Genomic DNA, 16,432 nt, shown 5'->3' with positions numbered 1-16,432 from the left:
GAAAATGCGAGAAAAACAGCAAAAAGGCTTCACGCTGATCGAGCTGATGATTGTGGTTGCGGTCGTCGGCATTCTCAGTGCCATTGCATATCCCAGCTATACCGAGTATGTTAGCCGCGGTCACAGAGCCGACGCACGAGCAGGCCTGCTGCAAGCCCAGCTATGGATGGAGCGTGCAGCCACGGCAACCGGAGTCTATCCAACCAACTCAGACCTCACCAAGGTGCTACCCGCCAACCTGTCCTGGTCCGCCGACTCCAGCAAGCGCTATCAGATCGAAATGAAAGCCAGCTCCACTGCTGCCTATACTTTGATTGCCAAACGCAAAAATCCAGGAGCTCAGTCAACGGACAAGTGCGGAGATTTCACCCTCAGTAACACAGGGGTGAAGAGCGCGGACAATCTGGCAAGCGGCACTACGGCCTCGGATTGCTGGACCAAGTAACACGGAGCCCTCTGCATTACCATCCTGGGCATGACACCCTCTGCCCATTTCATGAACAAGGCGCTTGAGCAGGCTGCTCAGGCGCTTTTTCTTTCCTCACCCAACCCGCGCGTTGGCTGCGTGATCGTCGATGCCTCGGACCGTATCATCGGCCAGGGCTTTACCCAGCAGGCCGGTGGCCCCCACGCCGAGGTGATGGCATTGCGCGATGCGGCGGCCAAGGGCAACGATGTGCGTGGAGCCACGGCCTATGTGACGCTGGAGCCCTGCTCGCACCATGGCCGTACCGGCCCCTGCTGCGACGCCTTGATCGCAGCCGGCATAGCCAAGGTGGTGGGGGCGCTGACGGATCCCAATCCGCAAGTGGCCGGCCAGGGCTTCGAGCGGCTGCGCGCCGCGGGTGTTGATGTGGAGATTGGCCCCGGCGCAGCCGAATCACGCGAGCTCAATATCGGTTTTTTCAGCCGCATGATTCGCGGCACGCCCTGGGTGCGCATGAAGGCGGCCAGCTCGCTGGATGGCGTCACGGCCTTGCACAATGGTCAAAGCCAGTGGATCACCTCGGCGGCCGCCCGCGCCGATGGACATGCCTGGCGTGCCCGCGCCTGCACGATCTTGACCGGCATAGGCACGGTGCTGGAAGACAACCCGCGCCTGAACGTGCGCGACCAGCCCACGCCACGCCAGCCGCGTATTGCGGTGGTGGACAGCAAGCTCGACATCCCGCCGGACGCTCATGTTTTGAAAGCACCTAGCGGTTGCTTCATATACACCTGCAGCATAAATCAGTCCAAGATCGAGAAACTGCGAGCGCTAGGTGCTACGGTTATTGCTATGCCGAATGCAGCGGGCAAGGTCGATCTGGCAGCCCTGCTGCGCGATCTGGCCCAGCGCGGCACGAATGAGCTGCATGTGGAAGCAGGCTTCAAACTCAACGGCTCACTGATTCGCGAAGGTCTGGTCGATGAGCTCCTCTTCTATCAAGCCCCCAAGCTGCTGGGCACGGGAGCCATGGGCATTGCCAACTTCGGCCCGCTCGACAGTCTGGAGCAAGGCCTGCCACTGGAGTTCCATGATGTCGCCCGCATGGGACCGGATCTGCGCATTGTTGCCAGAATCCAGGGTCGAGAGCAGTTCTAGCGCAGTCTGTGTCCGACATGTGAACTCGGTCATCATGGGTTACAAAGCAGCAATGACGGCTCCTATCTCTACATCGTCACGCCTGCAGCCGTTGCGGCGGCCCAAGTGCCCGGCACTGCTTGCCGGCGCTTTTGTCGTGATGCTGCTCACGGGTTGCGCGGCACCGCTGCCCAAGCATGTGGAGCGCCCCGTCAGCACGGCCCTGAGTCAACCCCAAAGCACGGACCTGGGCCTGTTCATCTCCCAGACCCGGCCTGCCAAGGCCAAGCCCGATGCCTCGGCTTTTGCCTTGATCTCCGGCCCCAGGCATGCGCTCAGCAGCCGCATGGCGCTGGTGGAAAACGCACAGAAAACGCTGGATCTGCAGTACTACGCCATCCATGCAGACCAAAGCACCGGGCGACTGCTGCGCGCCGTCGTGCAGGCGGCCCGGCGCGGCGTGCGCGTACGCGTGCTGCTGGACGATTTTCACAGCACCGGGCCCGACGCGCAGGTCATGCGCCTGGCTTTTGTGCCCAATGTGGAGATGCGCATGTTCAACCCGCTGGCCGGCTCGCGCGCCTCCACCATCGGCCGGGCCTGGACGCTGCTGACCGACTTTCAGCGCGCCCAGCAGCGCATGCACAACAAGCTGTTCGTGGCCGACAACACCCTGGCCGTGATCGGCGGACGCAACCTGGGCGATGCCTATTTTGACGCCTCCAATGTGGGCAATTTTGTCGATCTCGATGTCCTGGCCGGCGGCCCCGTCGTCAAGGATTTGTCGCGCAGCTTCGACCGCTACTGGAACAATGTGCGCGCCTACCCCGTGCAGTCGCTGATCAGCGAGCCGGATTTGCTCAAGCTCAAGACGCAGTTCGACCAGGAAGACGCCAAAACCGAAGCCGCGCCAGCCCCGGGCACCGGAATCGCAGGACCGGAGTCCGAGGACAAGTCCATGAACCTGAACCGGATCCCATGGATCTGGGCCCAGGCCATGGTGCTGGCGGACAGCCCGACCAAGATTCCCGTCGAAGGTGCGGAACGATCGGCGGCCAGCGAGCCCGTCGGAACAGCCGTGCTCAAGGCGGACGACGCCCACAGCCTGCCCTCCTCGGCCACGCCGGCGCTGAATGCCGAATCGGTGGTCGATGGTCTGTTGGCCCTGATCCGCTCCGCCAGGCAGGACCTGCTGGTGGTTTCGCCCTACTTCGTGCCGGGGCCGGAGATCATGGATGCCTTTCGCGCCGCGCGCAGCAAGGGGGTGCGCATCCGGGTGCTGACCAATTCCCTGGCTTCCAACGATGCGCCGCTGGCCCATGCCGGCTATGCGCGTCATCGCAAGGCGCTGCTGGAGATAGGCATAGAACTGCATGAAATGCGCAGCGAAGCGGCCAATGTACGCTCCGCATTGCGCGCAGGCACCACGGGCTCCAGCGGGGGCAGCGCCGGGGCTTCGCGGGCCATGCTGCACACCAAGCTGCTGGTCATGGACGGGCGCCTGGTCGCCGTGGGCTCCATGAATCTGGACATGCGCTCACAGCTGCAGAACACCGAGATCGCCGTGCTGATCGGCAGCCGCCGCTTCAGCCAGCTGGCCAGCGACAGCATCGACGAAAGCCTGCCCGAAAACAGCTGGCGGGTGGACCTGGACCCCAAGGGCAAGCTGGTCTGGCGCGCCCCCCAGGAAAGCGGGCTCGAGGACTCCTACTCGGAGCCCGATGCCAGCCTTGGACTGCGCCTCATGCTGCAGCTGCTCGGGCCTCTGGCTCCGGACAGTCTGCTTTAGACACGGACTGCGGCCAGGCCCATTCCTGCTGCAGATCGCGCAGTGGCAGCGCCTGCACCCAATCGCTGATGGCGCGTTGATCGGTCTGGGTGCGCACTTCCTGATAGGCCTGCTCGGCTTCGGGAAAGCGTCTGCGCATGAGATTGAGCCATTGCTTGAGACGACCTGCACGCTGACGCGGCTCCAGATCCTCGCAGACCATATGCCAGAAACGCTGCACCTGGGGCACCAGTTCAAGCCAATCAATGCCCGCCGCCGCCGTGCCACTGCCCTGCTCCACGGCGCGGCGCACCGCCAGTGCCAGACCCGGGTCGGCCACGATGCCGCGTCCCAGCATCAGATCGTCACAACCCGAGACTTCGCGGCAGCGCAAGGCCTCCTCCACGCTCCAGATCTCGCCATTGGCCACCACATTCACGCCCACCGCCTCGCGGATGCGCGGAATCTCCTCCCAGTAGGCCGGGGGGCGATAGCCATCCAGCTTGGTGCGTGCATGGACGACGATTTCGCAGGCTCCGCCGCCTTCCATGGCCTGGGCGCACTCGGTCATCAGCGCCCGGTCGTTGAAACCCAGCCGCATCTTGGCCGATACCGGCAGCTGAGCCGGAACCGCCTTGCGCACGGCTTCGACCACGCGGGCAATCTGCATGGGGTCCTGCAGCAGCGATGCACCACCGCCATGGCGGTTGACCACCTTGGCCGGGCAGCCGAAATTCAGATCAATGCCCTCGGGCCCCAGACGCGCCAGATTGGCCGCGTTTTCGGCCATGCTGACGGGGTCAGAACCCAGCAGCTGCGCCCGCACCGGCACTCCGGCCAGCGTCCGGCTGCCGTAGCGCAGCTCGGGCATGGTGCGCAGATAGACCTTGTCCGGCAGCAGGGAGCCGCTGATGCGAATGAACTCGGACACGCAGCGATCCGCGCCGCCCACCCGGGTCAGCACATCGCGCAACACAAAATCCAGCAGCCCTTCCATGGGCGCAAGCAGCAGTCTCATTTCAGATTCAAATCAGATTGACCTGTAGCACTTATTCAGAAAACGCCAGCAGCTATTAATTCAGAAGCAATTGGCAAGCTGGGGCAGTAATGACTGGCCGATCCACTGCGAATTGGCGCAGATTCACACCAGTGTCATCGTCAGCTCATGCAATAGCGCATCCGCACTTGTAATGCGCCAGACAGAACCAGCCATGATTTTGCAGAAAACCGCCAAGGCCCAGGAGGAACTTCAGCCCGGATCGCGCCAGCTGCCGCAGCGCGCGCGCTCCCTGCTGTTGCTGGCCGGCGGCAAGAGCATGGAAGAACTTGCCGCCATGCTGGGCAGCGATCATGCCGCACTGGCCCAGCAATTGGTGGAGCAGGGGTATCTCCAACTGGTGGCGTCCTCCAGCGCCCCCAGGGAGCGCGGCGTGGCCCTCCACCCTGCAGTGGCTCTTGCCACCCTCGGCGAAAGCCCTGCCGTACCGGCCCTGGCGCCAGCAGAGCAAGCCGCCAGCACGGTGCCAGCCATCAATATGGCAGGCACGCGCATGTATTTATTCGATATGTGCGAGCGCCTGTTTGCCAACCGCCATGAGGCACTGGCCCAGACATTGCGCACCCAGCTGCGCGAGGCCAGAGACCTGAACAGTCTGCGCAGCGCAGGCATCAGCCTGTTGACAGCGGTAGAGGAATATGCGGGCGAAGAGCGCGCCCGGTCGCTGCGCGAAAGGCTGGCCGCCCTGCTGGCGCATGGCGAGGCAGCCGATCCGTCCAGCCAGGAACTGCAAGGCGCGACGGCCTAGCTTTCCGACGGCCGACGGACGACGCCCGCGGTCAAGCGGCAGCAGCCAGACGCCAGAGCGAGGTCACTTCGGCCGCGCGCGCAGTGTGCAAGGGGTCCTCGCGGTCCTGCGCCTTGCCATGATGCGGGCGAACGTCATCGCGGCCCAGTACCTTGAGGCCGGCCGCTTCAATCCAGCCCAGCAACTCGTCACGCGTACGCAACTTCAGATGCTCGGCCAGGTCCGATAGGATGAGCCAGCCTTCGCCACCCGGCAGCAGGTGTGCTGACAGCCCTTGCAGAAAGCCGCGCAGCATGCGGCTGTCTTCGTCATAAATGGCCTGATCGAGCACCGATGCTGCCTTGCCCGGCAGCCAGGGCGGGTTGCACACAATCAGGCCTGCCTGTCCTTGCGCAAACAGATCGGCACGCTGCAGCTCCACCCGGGAAGCATGACCCAGACGCTGCAGATTCTCGGTGGCACAGGCCAGCGCACGCTCGCTGGTATCGGTGGCGACCACCGACTTCACGCCGCGCTTGAGCAGCAATGCCGAGAGCACGCCCGTACCGACACCGATATCCCAGGCCTGTTGCAGACCGGCAGCAGGAATGCTCGCACGCGCCACCAGATCGAGATACTCGCCGCGCACGGGCGAGAAAACACCGTAGTGCGCATGAATGCGGGCGTCATCCAGGGCGGTAATCTCCACCCCCTTCTTGCGCCATTCATGGGCGCCGACCACCCCCAGCAGATCGCGCAGCGGCACCAGCACGGACTGCGCATGTGCCTCGGCCGGAGCAGCGCCCCAGGCCTCGGAGCAGGCCAGGCTCCAGTCCGGAGCCCGGCGCAAGGCGCAATGCCATTGCCTATCCAGCTCGATCAGAATGCTGCCCAGCATGCGTGCACGCTGGGCCTGGGACTGGCGGTACAGATGAAACGCGTGGGGAAAGCCTGCCGCAGCAGGGCTCTTTGGCGGGCTCTTGCGGCGCGACTTCTTGTCCAGCCGGCGGCCCAGTGCCAGCAACAGCTGGCGCGCATTCTGAAAATCACCGCGCCACAGAAGTGACGCACCTTCGCTGATATGGCGAAACGCCGTATCAGCGGGCATGGTGTCATCGGCAACTTCGATACGGCGGGGCTTGGGCAGGCTGCTTTCGCTGCGCCACAAGGCCGTATGGGCGCGGGCTTGCTCCTGCCATTGCAGTAGATCGAAAGCAGATGCGGGAGCGCAGACTGAGGCCGCGAGCTTGCTGTGGAGAGACGTCACGACCTGTCTTTCAGTGAGGGTTGAACCGCTGTGATCAGCCGTTCAGAGGGCGCTTGACGCGCACTTCTTCGATCTTGATGCTGCCGATCACAGCCGTCTTGGCCGTGGACATTTCACGCTTGAAGCCAGCCATTTCATGGAAACGCAGGGCACGCTCGTTGCGCAGCGGAATCCAGGCAGTCACATTGGTGCAGCCTTCTTCCAGCAAACCGTCACGGGCAGCGTCCCACAGGGCAACGCCAACGCCTTGGTTCCAGTGGGAAGGGGCAGCATAGATGGCCCAAATCTCGCCGGTGGTCTGGCGGGACTTTTCATCACGGGAGCGGTCAAAGCCGATAAAGCCGACGATCTTGTCGCCGTCGATGGCGACCTGGACCTGCGGCTCGCAGTATTCAATAGCTTCGCGCCAGTAAGCCTGGCGCTTTTCAACCGAGGACATGGCCTTCAGTTGATCATCGGGAACCAGACCTCGATAAGCCTCCAGTGCGGAAGCAGTATGGATCTGGGCAATCGCTTTTGCATCGCGAAGAGTAGCGGGACGGACCTGGATACTAGACATGGAAAAACCGGGGCGGAAACATGTAAGAATAGAAGGGCGTAATTGTCTACAGATTCAGAGTTTTGGCACGCGGTGCAGTGGTTAGCCATTTGCTCAACTGCGGCTGTTCGCTATTTCTTGCTATGGCGCAATCTATGTGCTATGCGCTTCACTAAGCAGAGCAGCAAGCCCGCAACCATCAATGGTTTGAGTCACATTTGATGACAATATGGCAAGCGCTCACCACAGCATGCAAGCGCTCAATCCCTGGATCGCAGTCAAGGAAATTCAGAGCCAGCGCCGCATGAATTCCATCACCCGGTCGAATTTCTCCCCGAATGGCGGGTACAGCAGGGACGTCGCCGCCCAGCGCGACTGTACGAAAACCGCCTTCTGGTGCACAAAGCGCAAAAAGCCCTGCTCTGCGTGATAGGCACCCCAGCCGCTGTCGCCGACACCGCCGAACGGCAAGTTCTCATGCGCCACATGCAGCAAGGTGTCGTTCACACAGACGCCTCCGCTGACGGTGCGCATCAGCACCGCATCGCGCTCGGCCTCGCCATTGCCGAACCAGTACAGCGCCAGCGGGCGCGGGCTGGCGTTGATGGCATTGATCACGTCCTCGATATGCTCGTAGGAGATCACGGGCAGGATGGGGCCGAAGATTTCCTCCTGCATCAGCTGCATCTCGCCCGTGGCGCCAAACACCAGCGCCGGAGCGAACTGGCGCTCCACCGCCTCGCCCCAGGCCGTGGTGTCGCCATCGACCGCAGGGGCTGCAGCCTCATGCATCCAGTGCACCTGCGCTCCCAGGCTTTGCGCCTGACGCAGCATCTGCTTGAGCCGGGCCAGATGGCGCTTGCTGATGATGGCCGTGTAGTCCGGGTTGCCCGAGATGCGCGGGTACAGTTGCTGGACCGCCGCCTGGTAGGCCTCGGCAAACTCCTGCTCCTTGCCGCGCGGCAGCAGCACATAGTCGGGAGCGATGCAGGTCTGCCCGGCATTGACCAGCTTGCCATAGGCCACCTTGAGTGCTGCGGCCTGCATATCGCAGTCCTGCGCAATGATGCAGGGCGATTTGCCCCCGAGCTCCAGCGTGGTGGGCGTCAGGTGCACGGCCGCTGCCTGCGCCACGCGCCGCCCCACGGCCGTGGAGCCGGTGAACAGCAGATGGTCGAACTGCAGGCCCGAGAACTGCGTGGCCACGGCCACATCGCCCTCGATCACGCAGAACTCTTCGGGTGCAAAGAACTGGGCGACCAACTCGGCCATTTTGGCCGAGGTATGCGGCGTCAGCTCGCTGGGCTTGAGCATCACTCGATTGCCCGCCGCCAACGCCGTGATGGCCGGCGCCAGCGACAGCTGCAGCGGATAGTTCCAGGGGGAGATGATGCCCACCACGCCCAGAGGCTGGCGCTCCACCCAGGCCTTGCCGGGCTGCAGCATCAGTGGCGTGCGCACGCGCTGGCGCTTGCTCCATCTGGGCAGGTGCTTGAGCGTGTGCCTGAGCATATTGCGCACCAGCATCAGATCCAGCATCTCGGTCCAGCGTTCGGAGCGCACGCCAAAGTCCTGCTCCACCGCCGCGCACAAGGCCGGACCGTTCTCGTCCAGCAGCTTCTGCAGACGCAGCAGCCTCTCCCGGCGCACCAGCAAAGGTACATCGACCTGCGTGCGGCTGGCTTGGTACTGCAAGTCAAAAATGCGGTGCAAGTCCATGTAGTTCATGCCTGTCTGAAAATCCCAAGATCACAATCCCGACCATACCGCGAGACTGCGTAAACACAGCGTAAAAAAAGAGCCTGATGCAACACTGCACAGGCTCTTGTGTGTTGACCGCGAAACCAGCCTGCGGCCCTTTGCTGCCTCACTGGCTCCAAAGTATGAAGCCTGCGCAAGGGCTTGTCATTACGACTCGTGCACCTCACGCGGCTGCACATCGGTCACATCGCCAGTACCGGGCAGAACGCCGCGACGCCCGCGGGTTTCACGCGCATCCTTCTTGGCATCGGCATTGCCCGACGATTGCGCCATCCACTCGGCTCCCGAGCGGTACACCGTCTGCCAACCGGCAAAAGGACTCATGGCACCCATGCTCATGGGCACCACGGGCTGGCCCGTGAGTCTGGCCCACAGGGCGCGCACGCCCCATGCCAGGGCGATGAGGCAGGCCACGGCCATCAGGCACAGGAAGAACACCAGGCCCACCAGCATCAGCATGATGCGGACGGCCCAACGGGTTGCAGTGGCGGCGAAATCGTTCAAAGCAATACCTCTTTCTAGGGTTCGAGACCTCAGGCAGTGCCTGCGGACTCGAACCGGAACACCCCGGGATCATTCACCGGGTCGACTGTCACAGCTATCGTACTCTTGGGCGGGAACTTTCCCTCGAGTAACAACTTGGACAGCGGGTTTTCAATACGCTGCTGGATGGCTCGCTTGAGAGGACGGGCACCGAACACGGGATCGAAGCCCACCTTGGCCAGCTCGGCCAGGGCCTGCTCGGACACCTGCATGCTCAGTTCCATCTTCTGCAGACGGCTTTCCAGCAACTTCAGCTGAATTCTGGCAATCGCCTCGATGTTCTTGGCATCCAGTGCATGGAAGACCACGGTTTCATCGATACGGTTCAAGAATTCGGGTCGGAAATGGTTTTTAAGTTCCCCCCAGACCGCTTCCTTCACATCATCCGCATCCTCGCCAACCATGGCCTGTATCAGATGCGAGCCGATATTGCTGGTCATCACGATCACAGTGTTCTTGAAATCCACCGTGCGCCCCTGACCGTCGGTCAGGCGACCATCGTCCAGAACCTGCAGCAACACATTGAAGACATCGGGGTGGGCTTTCTCCACCTCGTCCAGCAGCAGCACGCTGTAGGGCTTGCGACGCACGGCTTCCGTCAGGTAGCCGCCCTCTTCGTAACCCACATAGCCGGGAGGCGCACCGATCAAGCGTGCCACAGAGTGCTTTTCCATGAACTCACTCATGTCAATGCGCACCAGATGGTCCTCGCTGTCGAACAGGAATCCTGCCAGCGCCTTGCACAGTTCGGTCTTGCCCACGCCCGTGGGGCCCAGGAACAGGAAGGAGCCGGTGGGACGGTTGGGATCGGACAGGCCGGAGCGCGAGCGGCGGATGGCATTGGCCACGGCAGAGATCGCCTCCTCCTGGCCCACCACACGCTCGTGCAGCTTGTCTTCCATGTGCAGCAGCTTGTCCTTTTCGCCCTGCATCATCTTGGCCACGGGGATGCCCGTGGCACGGCTCACCACCTCGGCGATCTCTTCGGCTCCGACCTGGGTACGCAGCAGCTTGTTGGCCGTCGCGCCATCCTGGCCTTCTTCCTTGGCCTGGGCTTCATGCAACTGCTTTTCGAGTGCGGGCAGCTTGCCGTACTGTAGCTCGGCCACCTTGTTGAAATCGCCCTTGCGCTTGAACTCCTCGATCTGGATGCGCAACTGGTCCACTTCCTTGCGGATCTGCTCCGAGCCCAGAGCGCTGGCTTTCTCGGCCTTCCAGATTTCCTCGAGGTCGGCGTACTCGCGCTCCAGGCTCTCCAGCTCTTCCTCGATCAGCTGCAGACGCTTTTGCGAAGCCTCATCCTTTTCGCGCTTCATGGCTTCACGCTCGATCTTGAGCTGAATCATGCGGCGCTCGAGCTTGTCCATCACCTCGGGCTTGGAGTCCATCTCGATCTTGATCTTGGCCGCAGCCTCGTCGATCAGGTCGATGGCCTTGTCAGGCAGAAATCGGTCGGTGATGTAGCGATGGCTCAGCTCCGCAGCGGCAACGATGGCGGGGTCGGTGATATCGACGTTGTGATGCGCCTCGTACTTCACCTGCAGGCCGCGCAGAATGGCAATCGTGTCCTCCACCGAAGGCTCGTCCACGATGACCTTCTGGAAGCGTCGCTCCAGCGCTGCATCCTTTTCGATGTATTTGCGGTATTCATCGAGCGTGGTCGCACCCACGCAATGCAGCTCGCCGCGCGCCAGTGCGGGCTTGAGCATATTGCCGGCGTCCATGGCGCCATCGGCCTTGCCGGCGCCCACCATGGTGTGGATTTCGTCGATGAAAAGAATGATGCGGCCTTCGTCCTGTGCGATTTCCTTGAGCACGGATTTGAGGCGCTCCTCGAAGTCGCCGCGGTACTTGGCACCGGCCAGCAGACCGGCCATGTCCAGCGACAGCACGCGCTTGTTCTGCAGGCTCTCGGGCACCTCGCCGGCCACGATGCGCTGGGCCAGGCCTTCGACAATGGCAGTCTTGCCCACGCCGGGCTCGCCGATGAGCACGGGGTTGTTCTTGCTTCGGCGCTGCAGTACCTGGATGGCGCGGCGGATTTCATCGTCGCGGCCAATCACCGGGTCCAGCTTGCCGCTGCGGGCACGCTCGGTCAGGTCCAGCGTGTATTTCTTGAGCGCTTCGCGCTGGCCTTCGGCTTCCGCACTGTCCACGTTCTGACCTCCTCGCACGGCATTGATGGCCGCTTCCAGGCTGGACTTGCTCACGCCGCTTTGCTTGAGCAAGGCACCGGCACGCGTGGCCGAGCCTGCGGCATCGGCCAGCGCCAGCAGGAACAACTCGCTGGCGATGAACTGGTCACCGCGCTTGAGGGCTTCCTTCTCCGAGGCCTGAAGCAGACGGGCCAGCTCGGAGCCGACCTGCACATCGCCTTGCTGCTGCACGCGCGGCAGATCAGCCATGGCCTGTTCTGCCAGGTTCTTGAGTTGCTGCACATTGCCGCCGGCACGCTGCAGCAGCGCACGCGGGCCGTCGTCCTGGCGCAGCATCGCCACCAGCAGGTGCAGAGGGTCGATGGTGGATTGATCAGCACCGAGCGCCAGGGACTGCGCGTCGGCCAAGGCTTCTTGGAATTTGGTCGTCAGTTTGTCAATTCGCATGGTTTGTCGCTTTCGCTCCAATCAGATTCATTGCTGATTTATCTGATAGCCAGGTGGTGAATTTCAAGACCGGAAAGGGCAATAAAGCGGCGCAGAAGGCAGCAGAGAGCTTGCTTCTTGAGAAAAATCAAACGCGCTCTACGCCCGAGGCCAGACCCGAGCATGGCGCCTCACAGTCTCATCGCATGTAGGCCCAAACCCACAATGCGCCCCATTGCGGCTGCACACCACTCCGGGCTTGCCAGCACGGAAACCACCAAAAACCATAGCTACTTGCGCTTGATACATAAGTGTTGGCAGCACTTTTATTCATAGAGTTCCAAGAACATGCGCCGCTGCACACGACCGGGTGCCACCAGCCCCCCCCCCGCCGACGGGGCTCCGATATCGGCCAACGCTCAGGCGGCCGTTCTTATTGCCACCGTGCCAGCGCCTGTTCGTCGCTGACACGCGCATCCACCCAGCGAGCTCCCTGCCCGGTCTGCTCTTTCTTCCAGAACGGCGCTTCGGACTTCAGATAGTCCATGATGTATTCGCAGGCCTCGAAGGATTTGCCGCGGTGGGCGCTGGTCACGGCCACCAGCACGATCTGGTCCATGGGCTGCAGCAGGCCGATACGGTGAATCACGCGCGCGCCATAGATGCCAAAGCGCGCCACGGCCTTATCGATGATGGCTTCGATCGACTTCTCGGTCATGCCGGGGTAATGCTCGAGTTCCATGCTGGAGACGGCATCGCCCTCGTTGCGGTCGCGTACCGTGCCGACAAAGCTGCAGACCGCGCCCACGCGTGCATCGCCGCCGCGCAAGGCGGCGATCTCGGCCGAGAGGTCAAAGTCCTGGATCTGAATGGATACGCGTGATGCAGTCATAGCCGCATTGTCGCAGGCCAGCATGGGCATGTCCGGCGCATTAGCATTGCGCCATGGCCACACAAACCATCAATCTGCCGGAGTACACGCTGTACCCCTCTCCGCGCAACGAGCACCGGATGATTTTCGAGTTCCAGCTCTTTGTGCCCTATCCCTACGAGCTGATCCATCTGCCCGACTACAACTTCAAGGGCAAGGCCACGCTGTTTGCCGCCCACCGCAAGCGCGACAACAAATCGGGCCAGCTCATCACCTGCGAGCTGGCCGTGGACATCGAGCGTTTCGAGCGCCTGTTCGAGCCAAGCTAAGCCATGGACGACACCAGCCAGATTCAGCCGCCGCCCAGCTTTGCCGAGCTGTTTCGCACTCGCAGCGGCAAGCTGTCCGCCCCAATTGCCGAGGTCGTCGCACGCTATGAGCTGTGCGAAGACCTGGCAAGCCATCTGACCGAGCAGGCACAGACGCTTTATCACTCGGGCAATTCCTCGGAAGAGCAGGTACTGCTGGGCATGCATGCGGGCCTGGCCGCGGAGGGCTCGGTCGTCACGGAGCCTGAAGCGGGCTGGATCGTGCAGCGCCTGGCCGAGCTGCTGGAATGGCGTGCACCGCAGTTCCCCACTCCTGCAGAACCGACCTGAAAGCCCGGACAGAAGCGGTTTTCAGCGCTTTAAGACCAGCATTTTTCGCTTCAAACGCCGGAGCTAGATCAGAAGGCTCCGGCAGGCGCATGCAGACGCTGCCAGGCCAAGGACCGCCAGGCAGGCGTTCCATAGGCGGCGACCAGATCGCGCCCGATGACGGCCCAGGCCGGGTCGGCTGGGTTCAGACCCAAGGCCTCGATGAACGGTGCTTGCACGATGAAGCACTGGCGCCGATAAGGCAGCAAAAAACCATCCACCTGCTGTGCGAGCACGCTGCGCGCCTGTGCGTACTCGCTGAACCAGATGTGCAGAAGAATGCCGCTACGCGGCACATGCCAGAAGCTGCCCATGTCATCTCCCGGTGCCGCCAGCGCTCCCAGCACCCGACGCGCCTGCTCCCAGCCGGCAAAGCCGGCCTCGCGCGCAGCCTGATGCAAGTGGTCGCGCAAGCTGGTCGAGCCTGCAGCCCCCTCGCGACGCGCACGGCTCAAGCGGACGCGGGCACGCACCTTGATCTCGCCGATCAGGACCTGCGGCGACAGGCGTTCCGCAGCAGAACTTGCCCCCATGGCCGGACCCGGTGGATCAATCGCTGCAGCACCAGCGGGCAGCGCCTGGCCTGAGCTCATGGCATTCACGGTTTCGCTGCTCATGACTGCACCCCTTGCAGCTCTTGCTGCCACAGAGACAGCAGGGCCTGAAGTTCGGCGTCATAGTCGAACAAGGGGTCGTCGCGTTCCTTGATGCGGTCCAGTACCTCGAAACGGAATGCCTGTGCGCCATGGCGGGCCCAGGCCTGGGCCAGTGCCGCATCGCGCCGGGAGCCATTGCTCAGCTCGAACCGCAGGCGGTTGAGTATTGCGTCCACATTGCGGCTGGCACCCAGGCGCAACAAATCGGCGGCATCGCAGCGCACCGCGTAGACACCCATGGCGGGAAACGCCTGTTTGTAGTCCCGCGTCAGCGCGCGCCGCGCCTGGGGATGGAGAGATGAAGTCATGACAGTGCTCCAGGTTGCATCGGAGCCCCCCGCGCTGGGCCCTTGGAACAACCATGGTCTGACAGAACATCGAATCGAGCGTGAACACGCTGCCTAAAGCAAGGGTGAGAGCCTCTTGTGCGGGCAGGCGCCCCTTTTGCGCCTGTGAGCTGCGATTCTAGTGCAAGCGCCTCAGATCTGCGCAGGTGTCAGCTGCTCGACCAGCTTGCGCCCGAAAGCCACATCGGGCTGCAGACCATAGAGAATGCGATAGACGATGGGTGCCACCAGTTGATCCAGCAAGGTGTCCACATCGGGACCCGAATCGCCGCGCGCCCGGGCCCTGCTCAGCACAATGCCGAGCTGCTCCCGGATGATGTCCACGCAGGCGCAGGTCACCTGATCTTCCTGGGTCGCCACCAAGGTATCGCGCAGCAAGGTACGCCCCAGAGGCGAGCCCATTTCCTCGATGTATTGCTCGGTCCAGGCCTGCAGATCGCCATGCAGGCTGCCCGTGTCCGCCGGCTCGGCAATGGGACGGATGCGCTCCAGCGCCACATCGGCCAGCAGTTGCGGCAGATCGCCCCAGCGGCGGTACAGCGTGGAAGGCGTGACGCCGGCTTCGGTGGCTATCAGGGGGAAGGTCAGCTCCTCGCGCGGCATGCGCTCCAGCAGTTTCCTCACCGCCTGATGCACGCTGGCCTGTACACGGGAGCTGCGCCCGCCAGGCCGGGATTGGACCGGGTCTTTTGCAATCATGGTCATTAAAGCTAAATATTTGCGTTAATGAGAAGTTAACGCAGAATACGCAAACGCAAAAAATTTGCTTTTATGGTAGCGGAGCCTGCTTTTCCATGTCCACATCCTCTGTATCCCAGACTGCGGTGTCCAGCACCCGCAATATGGCTGCTGTCGCCCTGACCCTGGCCAGCTTTCTGGCGGCCTCCAGCGCTCCCACGCCCTTGTATCGCCTCTACCAGCAGGCCTGGGGCTTTTCGTCGGGCATGCTGACCCTGATCTTCGCGGTCTACGCCTTCAGCCTGCTCGTCGCCCTGCTCACCATGGGCGCACTGTCCGATTACCTGGGCCGACGCCCCGTCATTCTTGCCGCCCTGGGGCTGGAGGCAGTTTCCATGCTGATGTTTGCCCATGCACAGGATGCGCAAGCCCTGCTCTGGTCTCGCGTGGTGCAGGGCTTTGCCACCGGCATGGCCAGTGCGGCCCTGGGCGCGGCCCTGCTCGATATGGACCGCGAACGCGGTGCGCTGATCAACACGCTGGCTCCCATGATCGGCATGGCAGCAGGAGTGTTCGGCGCCAACCAGCTGGCCAGCCACGGCCATGACGGGCTGCACCAGATCTACTGGTGGCTGCTGCTGGTCTTTGCGGCATCGGCCTGGGCCATCGCCGTGATGCCTGAAACCGTCAGCCGCCGCAGCGGAGCCCTGGCCTCCATGCGTCCTCGCATCCGCCTTCCCGCACATATCCGCCCGGCCTTCCTGCGCATGGCGCCGCTGGATATCGCCGCCTGGGCGCTGGCGGGCTTCTACCTGTCGCTAGGCCCCACCCTGCTGCGCGTGATCACCGGCTCCACCCTGATGGCAGGCCTGGCCGTGTGCATCAACACCCTGAGCGCCGCTGCGGCCATCTGGCTGCTGCGCCACTGGACAGCCCAGCGCATGCTGCGCTTTGGCGGCTCGGTGCTGCCCCTGGGCATCGTGATACTGCTGCTGGGCGTGGCCAGCCACAGCCTGACGCTGATGGTGGCCGCCTCCATCATTGCCGGCGCGGGCTTTGGCGTGGGCTTTCAGGGCGCGCTGCGCAGCGTGCTGCCGCTGGCCGAGCCGCACGAACGCGGCGGCCTGCTGTCCACCATCTATGTGCTGAGCTATCTGGCCTTCAGCCTGCCCGCCATCGCCGCAGGACTGCTGACCCAGAGCCTGGGGCTGGTGCCCACCACCTATGGCTATGGCCTGATGCTGATTGTGCTGGGCTTGCTGGCACTGGCAGCCACAAGGCAGCAAGCAGTCGTGCGGCAGGCCACCTGAACCCCGAGCTGCCGCCTGCGCGCCGCGTGGCCTGACAGCCTCTCTGCTGTCCCATCAAAAAAGCC

At 63.0% G+C, this 16,432-nt stretch carries 17 protein-coding genes; 7 read left to right on the top strand and 10 right to left on the bottom strand.

The window, feature by feature from the left end:
• The first annotated feature begins 4 nt into the window (after nt 1-4).
• Genes FSY59_RS07720 through FSY59_RS07710 form a run of 3 tightly spaced genes read left to right on the top strand, consistent with a single transcriptional unit; the run spans nt 5 to nt 3,353 of the window.
• Nucleotides 5-445: a type IV pilin protein gene (locus FSY59_RS07720; protein ID WP_148728744.1), complete on the top strand. Its 441-nt coding sequence runs from the start codon at nt 5-7 to the stop codon at nt 443-445.
• A gap of 30 nt (nt 446-475) precedes the next feature.
• Nucleotides 476-1,585 carry a bifunctional diaminohydroxyphosphoribosylaminopyrimidine deaminase/5-amino-6-(5-phosphoribosylamino)uracil reductase RibD gene (gene ribD, locus FSY59_RS07715; protein WP_148728743.1) on the top strand — a complete coding sequence of 370 codons (1,110 nt, stop codon included), beginning with the start codon at nt 476-478 and terminating at the stop codon, nt 1,583-1,585.
• 34 nt (nt 1,586-1,619) lie between these two features.
• Nucleotides 1,620-3,353 (top strand): phosphatidylserine/phosphatidylglycerophosphate/cardiolipin synthase family protein, encoded by a 1,734-nt coding sequence (locus tag FSY59_RS07710; RefSeq protein WP_255439243.1) that lies wholly within the window; start codon nt 1,620-1,622, stop codon nt 3,351-3,353.
• Here FSY59_RS07710 and FSY59_RS07705 read toward each other — a convergent pair.
• Nucleotides 3,307-4,350 carry a tRNA-dihydrouridine synthase gene (locus tag FSY59_RS07705; RefSeq protein ID WP_148728742.1) on the bottom strand — a complete coding sequence of 348 codons (1,044 nt, stop codon included), beginning with the start codon at nt 4,348-4,350 and terminating at the stop codon, nt 3,307-3,309. The two genes, FSY59_RS07710 and FSY59_RS07705, sit on opposite strands and share 47 nt — an antisense overlap.
• Nucleotides 4,351-4,522: 172 nt before the next feature.
• On the opposite strand from FSY59_RS07705, the gene FSY59_RS07700 reads away from it, so the two are divergent.
• On the top strand, nt 4,523-5,137 hold the full coding sequence (locus tag FSY59_RS07700; protein WP_080731446.1) for a hypothetical protein: 615 nt from the start codon (nt 4,523-4,525) through the stop codon (nt 5,135-5,137).
• Between the two features lie 31 nt (nt 5,138-5,168).
• On the opposite strand, the gene FSY59_RS07695 is transcribed toward FSY59_RS07700, so the two are convergent.
• From FSY59_RS07695 to FSY59_RS07670, 6 genes are all read right to left on the bottom strand, one after another.
• The gene (locus FSY59_RS07695; RefSeq protein ID WP_148728741.1) at nt 5,169-6,383 is read right to left on the bottom strand and encodes a class I SAM-dependent methyltransferase; all 1,215 of its coding nucleotides are present in this window, start codon (nt 6,381-6,383) and stop codon (nt 5,169-5,171) included.
• Between the two features lie 34 nt (nt 6,384-6,417).
• Nucleotides 6,418-6,942, bottom strand: a complete 525-nt coding sequence (locus FSY59_RS07690; protein ID WP_003057859.1) for a GNAT family N-acetyltransferase — start codon at nt 6,940-6,942, stop codon at nt 6,418-6,420.
• Nucleotides 6,943-7,209: 267 nt separating this feature from the next.
• The gene (locus FSY59_RS07685; RefSeq protein ID WP_148728740.1) at nt 7,210-8,649 is read right to left on the bottom strand and encodes a coniferyl aldehyde dehydrogenase; all 1,440 of its coding nucleotides are present in this window, start codon (nt 8,647-8,649) and stop codon (nt 7,210-7,212) included.
• Nucleotides 8,650-8,829: 180 nt separating this feature from the next.
• Nucleotides 8,830-9,186, bottom strand: a complete 357-nt coding sequence (locus FSY59_RS07680; protein ID WP_043371096.1) for a hypothetical protein — start codon at nt 9,184-9,186, stop codon at nt 8,830-8,832.
• 29 nt (nt 9,187-9,215) lie between these two features.
• Nucleotides 9,216-11,828, bottom strand: a complete 2,613-nt coding sequence (gene clpB, locus FSY59_RS07675) for an ATP-dependent chaperone ClpB (protein WP_003057865.1) — start codon at nt 11,826-11,828, stop codon at nt 9,216-9,218.
• A gap of 412 nt (nt 11,829-12,240) precedes the next feature.
• Nucleotides 12,241-12,699 carry a molybdenum cofactor biosynthesis protein MoaE gene (locus FSY59_RS07670; protein WP_029158722.1) on the bottom strand — a complete coding sequence of 153 codons (459 nt, stop codon included), beginning with the start codon at nt 12,697-12,699 and terminating at the stop codon, nt 12,241-12,243.
• A 53-nt stretch (nt 12,700-12,752) separates the two neighbouring features.
• Between FSY59_RS07670 and FSY59_RS07665 the strand changes: the two genes are divergently transcribed.
• Both FSY59_RS07665 and FSY59_RS07660 read left to right on the top strand, forming a co-directional pair.
• On the top strand, nt 12,753-13,007 hold the full coding sequence (locus FSY59_RS07665; RefSeq protein WP_003057869.1) for a hypothetical protein: 255 nt from the start codon (nt 12,753-12,755) through the stop codon (nt 13,005-13,007).
• Nucleotides 13,008-13,010: 3 nt separating this feature from the next.
• A complete protein-coding gene (locus FSY59_RS07660; RefSeq protein WP_003057871.1) occupies nt 13,011-13,337 on the top strand; it encodes a hypothetical protein in 327 nt (108 codons plus the stop codon).
• Nucleotides 13,338-13,405: 68 nt separating this feature from the next.
• Here the strand turns inward: FSY59_RS07660 and FSY59_RS07655 are convergent, their stop codons facing one another.
• The 3 genes from FSY59_RS07655 to FSY59_RS07645 all read right to left on the bottom strand — a co-directional run bounded on the left by FSY59_RS07655 (nt 13,406) and on the right by FSY59_RS07645 (nt 15,084).
• Nucleotides 13,406-13,993, bottom strand: a complete 588-nt coding sequence (locus FSY59_RS07655; RefSeq protein WP_148728739.1) for a hypothetical protein — start codon at nt 13,991-13,993, stop codon at nt 13,406-13,408.
• Entirely contained in the window at nt 13,990-14,340 is a 351-nt protein-coding gene (locus tag FSY59_RS07650) for a GIY-YIG nuclease family protein (protein ID WP_003057875.1), read from the bottom strand. The genes FSY59_RS07655 and FSY59_RS07650 overlap by 4 nt, the downstream gene beginning before the upstream one ends.
• 171 nt (nt 14,341-14,511) lie before the next feature.
• Nucleotides 14,512-15,084, bottom strand: a complete 573-nt coding sequence (locus FSY59_RS07645) for a TetR/AcrR family transcriptional regulator (protein ID WP_172671642.1) — start codon at nt 15,082-15,084, stop codon at nt 14,512-14,514.
• 89 nt (nt 15,085-15,173) lie between these two features.
• On the opposite strand from FSY59_RS07645, the gene FSY59_RS07640 reads away from it, so the two are divergent.
• Nucleotides 15,174-16,367 (top strand): MFS transporter, encoded by a 1,194-nt coding sequence (locus FSY59_RS07640; protein ID WP_003057879.1) that lies wholly within the window; start codon nt 15,174-15,176, stop codon nt 16,365-16,367.
• Nucleotides 16,368-16,432: the final 65 nt, after the last annotated feature.

This window comes from Comamonas sp. Z3 (assembly GCF_008121565.1).
In the GTDB taxonomy this organism is placed as follows: Bacteria; Pseudomonadota; Gammaproteobacteria; order Burkholderiales; family Burkholderiaceae_C; genus Comamonas; species Comamonas brasiliensis.
The sequence above is the reverse complement of the archived record's forward strand: the minus strand, read 5'-3'. Positions and strand labels throughout refer to the sequence as shown.

What these genes read in the sequence shown, in the direction of transcription:
- ribD (WP_148728743.1), top strand. Translation starts at nt 476, where the DNA reads ATGACACCCTCTGCCCATTTCATGAACAAGGCGCTTGAGCAGGCTGCT.
- FSY59_RS07665 (WP_003057869.1), top strand. Translation starts at nt 12,753, where the DNA reads ATGGCCACACAAACCATCAATCTGCCGGAGTACACGCTGTACCCCTCT.
- FSY59_RS07670 (WP_029158722.1), bottom strand. Translation starts at nt 12,699, where the DNA reads ATGACTGCATCACGCGTATCCATTCAGATCCAGGACTTTGACCTCTCG.
- FSY59_RS07640 (WP_003057879.1), top strand. Translation starts at nt 15,174, where the DNA reads ATGTCCACATCCTCTGTATCCCAGACTGCGGTGTCCAGCACCCGCAAT.
- FSY59_RS07650 (WP_003057875.1), bottom strand. Translation starts at nt 14,340, where the DNA reads ATGACTTCATCTCTCCATCCCCAGGCGCGGCGCGCGCTGACGCGGGAC.
- FSY59_RS07720 (WP_148728744.1), top strand. Translation starts at nt 5, where the DNA reads ATGCGAGAAAAACAGCAAAAAGGCTTCACGCTGATCGAGCTGATGATT.
- FSY59_RS07705 (WP_148728742.1), bottom strand. Translation starts at nt 4,350, where the DNA reads ATGAGACTGCTGCTTGCGCCCATGGAAGGGCTGCTGGATTTTGTGTTG.
- FSY59_RS07700 (WP_080731446.1), top strand. Translation starts at nt 4,523, where the DNA reads ATGCGCCAGACAGAACCAGCCATGATTTTGCAGAAAACCGCCAAGGCC.
- FSY59_RS07660 (WP_003057871.1), top strand. Translation starts at nt 13,011, where the DNA reads ATGGACGACACCAGCCAGATTCAGCCGCCGCCCAGCTTTGCCGAGCTG.
- FSY59_RS07645 (WP_172671642.1), bottom strand. Translation starts at nt 15,084, where the DNA reads ATGACCATGATTGCAAAAGACCCGGTCCAATCCCGGCCTGGCGGGCGC.
- FSY59_RS07710 (WP_255439243.1), top strand. Translation starts at nt 1,620, where the DNA reads ATGGGTTACAAAGCAGCAATGACGGCTCCTATCTCTACATCGTCACGC.
- FSY59_RS07690 (WP_003057859.1), bottom strand. Translation starts at nt 6,942, where the DNA reads ATGTCTAGTATCCAGGTCCGTCCCGCTACTCTTCGCGATGCAAAAGCG.
- clpB (WP_003057865.1), bottom strand. Translation starts at nt 11,828, where the DNA reads ATGCGAATTGACAAACTGACGACCAAATTCCAAGAAGCCTTGGCCGAC.
- FSY59_RS07685 (WP_148728740.1), bottom strand. Translation starts at nt 8,649, where the DNA reads ATGAACTACATGGACTTGCACCGCATTTTTGACTTGCAGTACCAAGCC.
- FSY59_RS07655 (WP_148728739.1), bottom strand. Translation starts at nt 13,993, where the DNA reads ATGAGCAGCGAAACCGTGAATGCCATGAGCTCAGGCCAGGCGCTGCCC.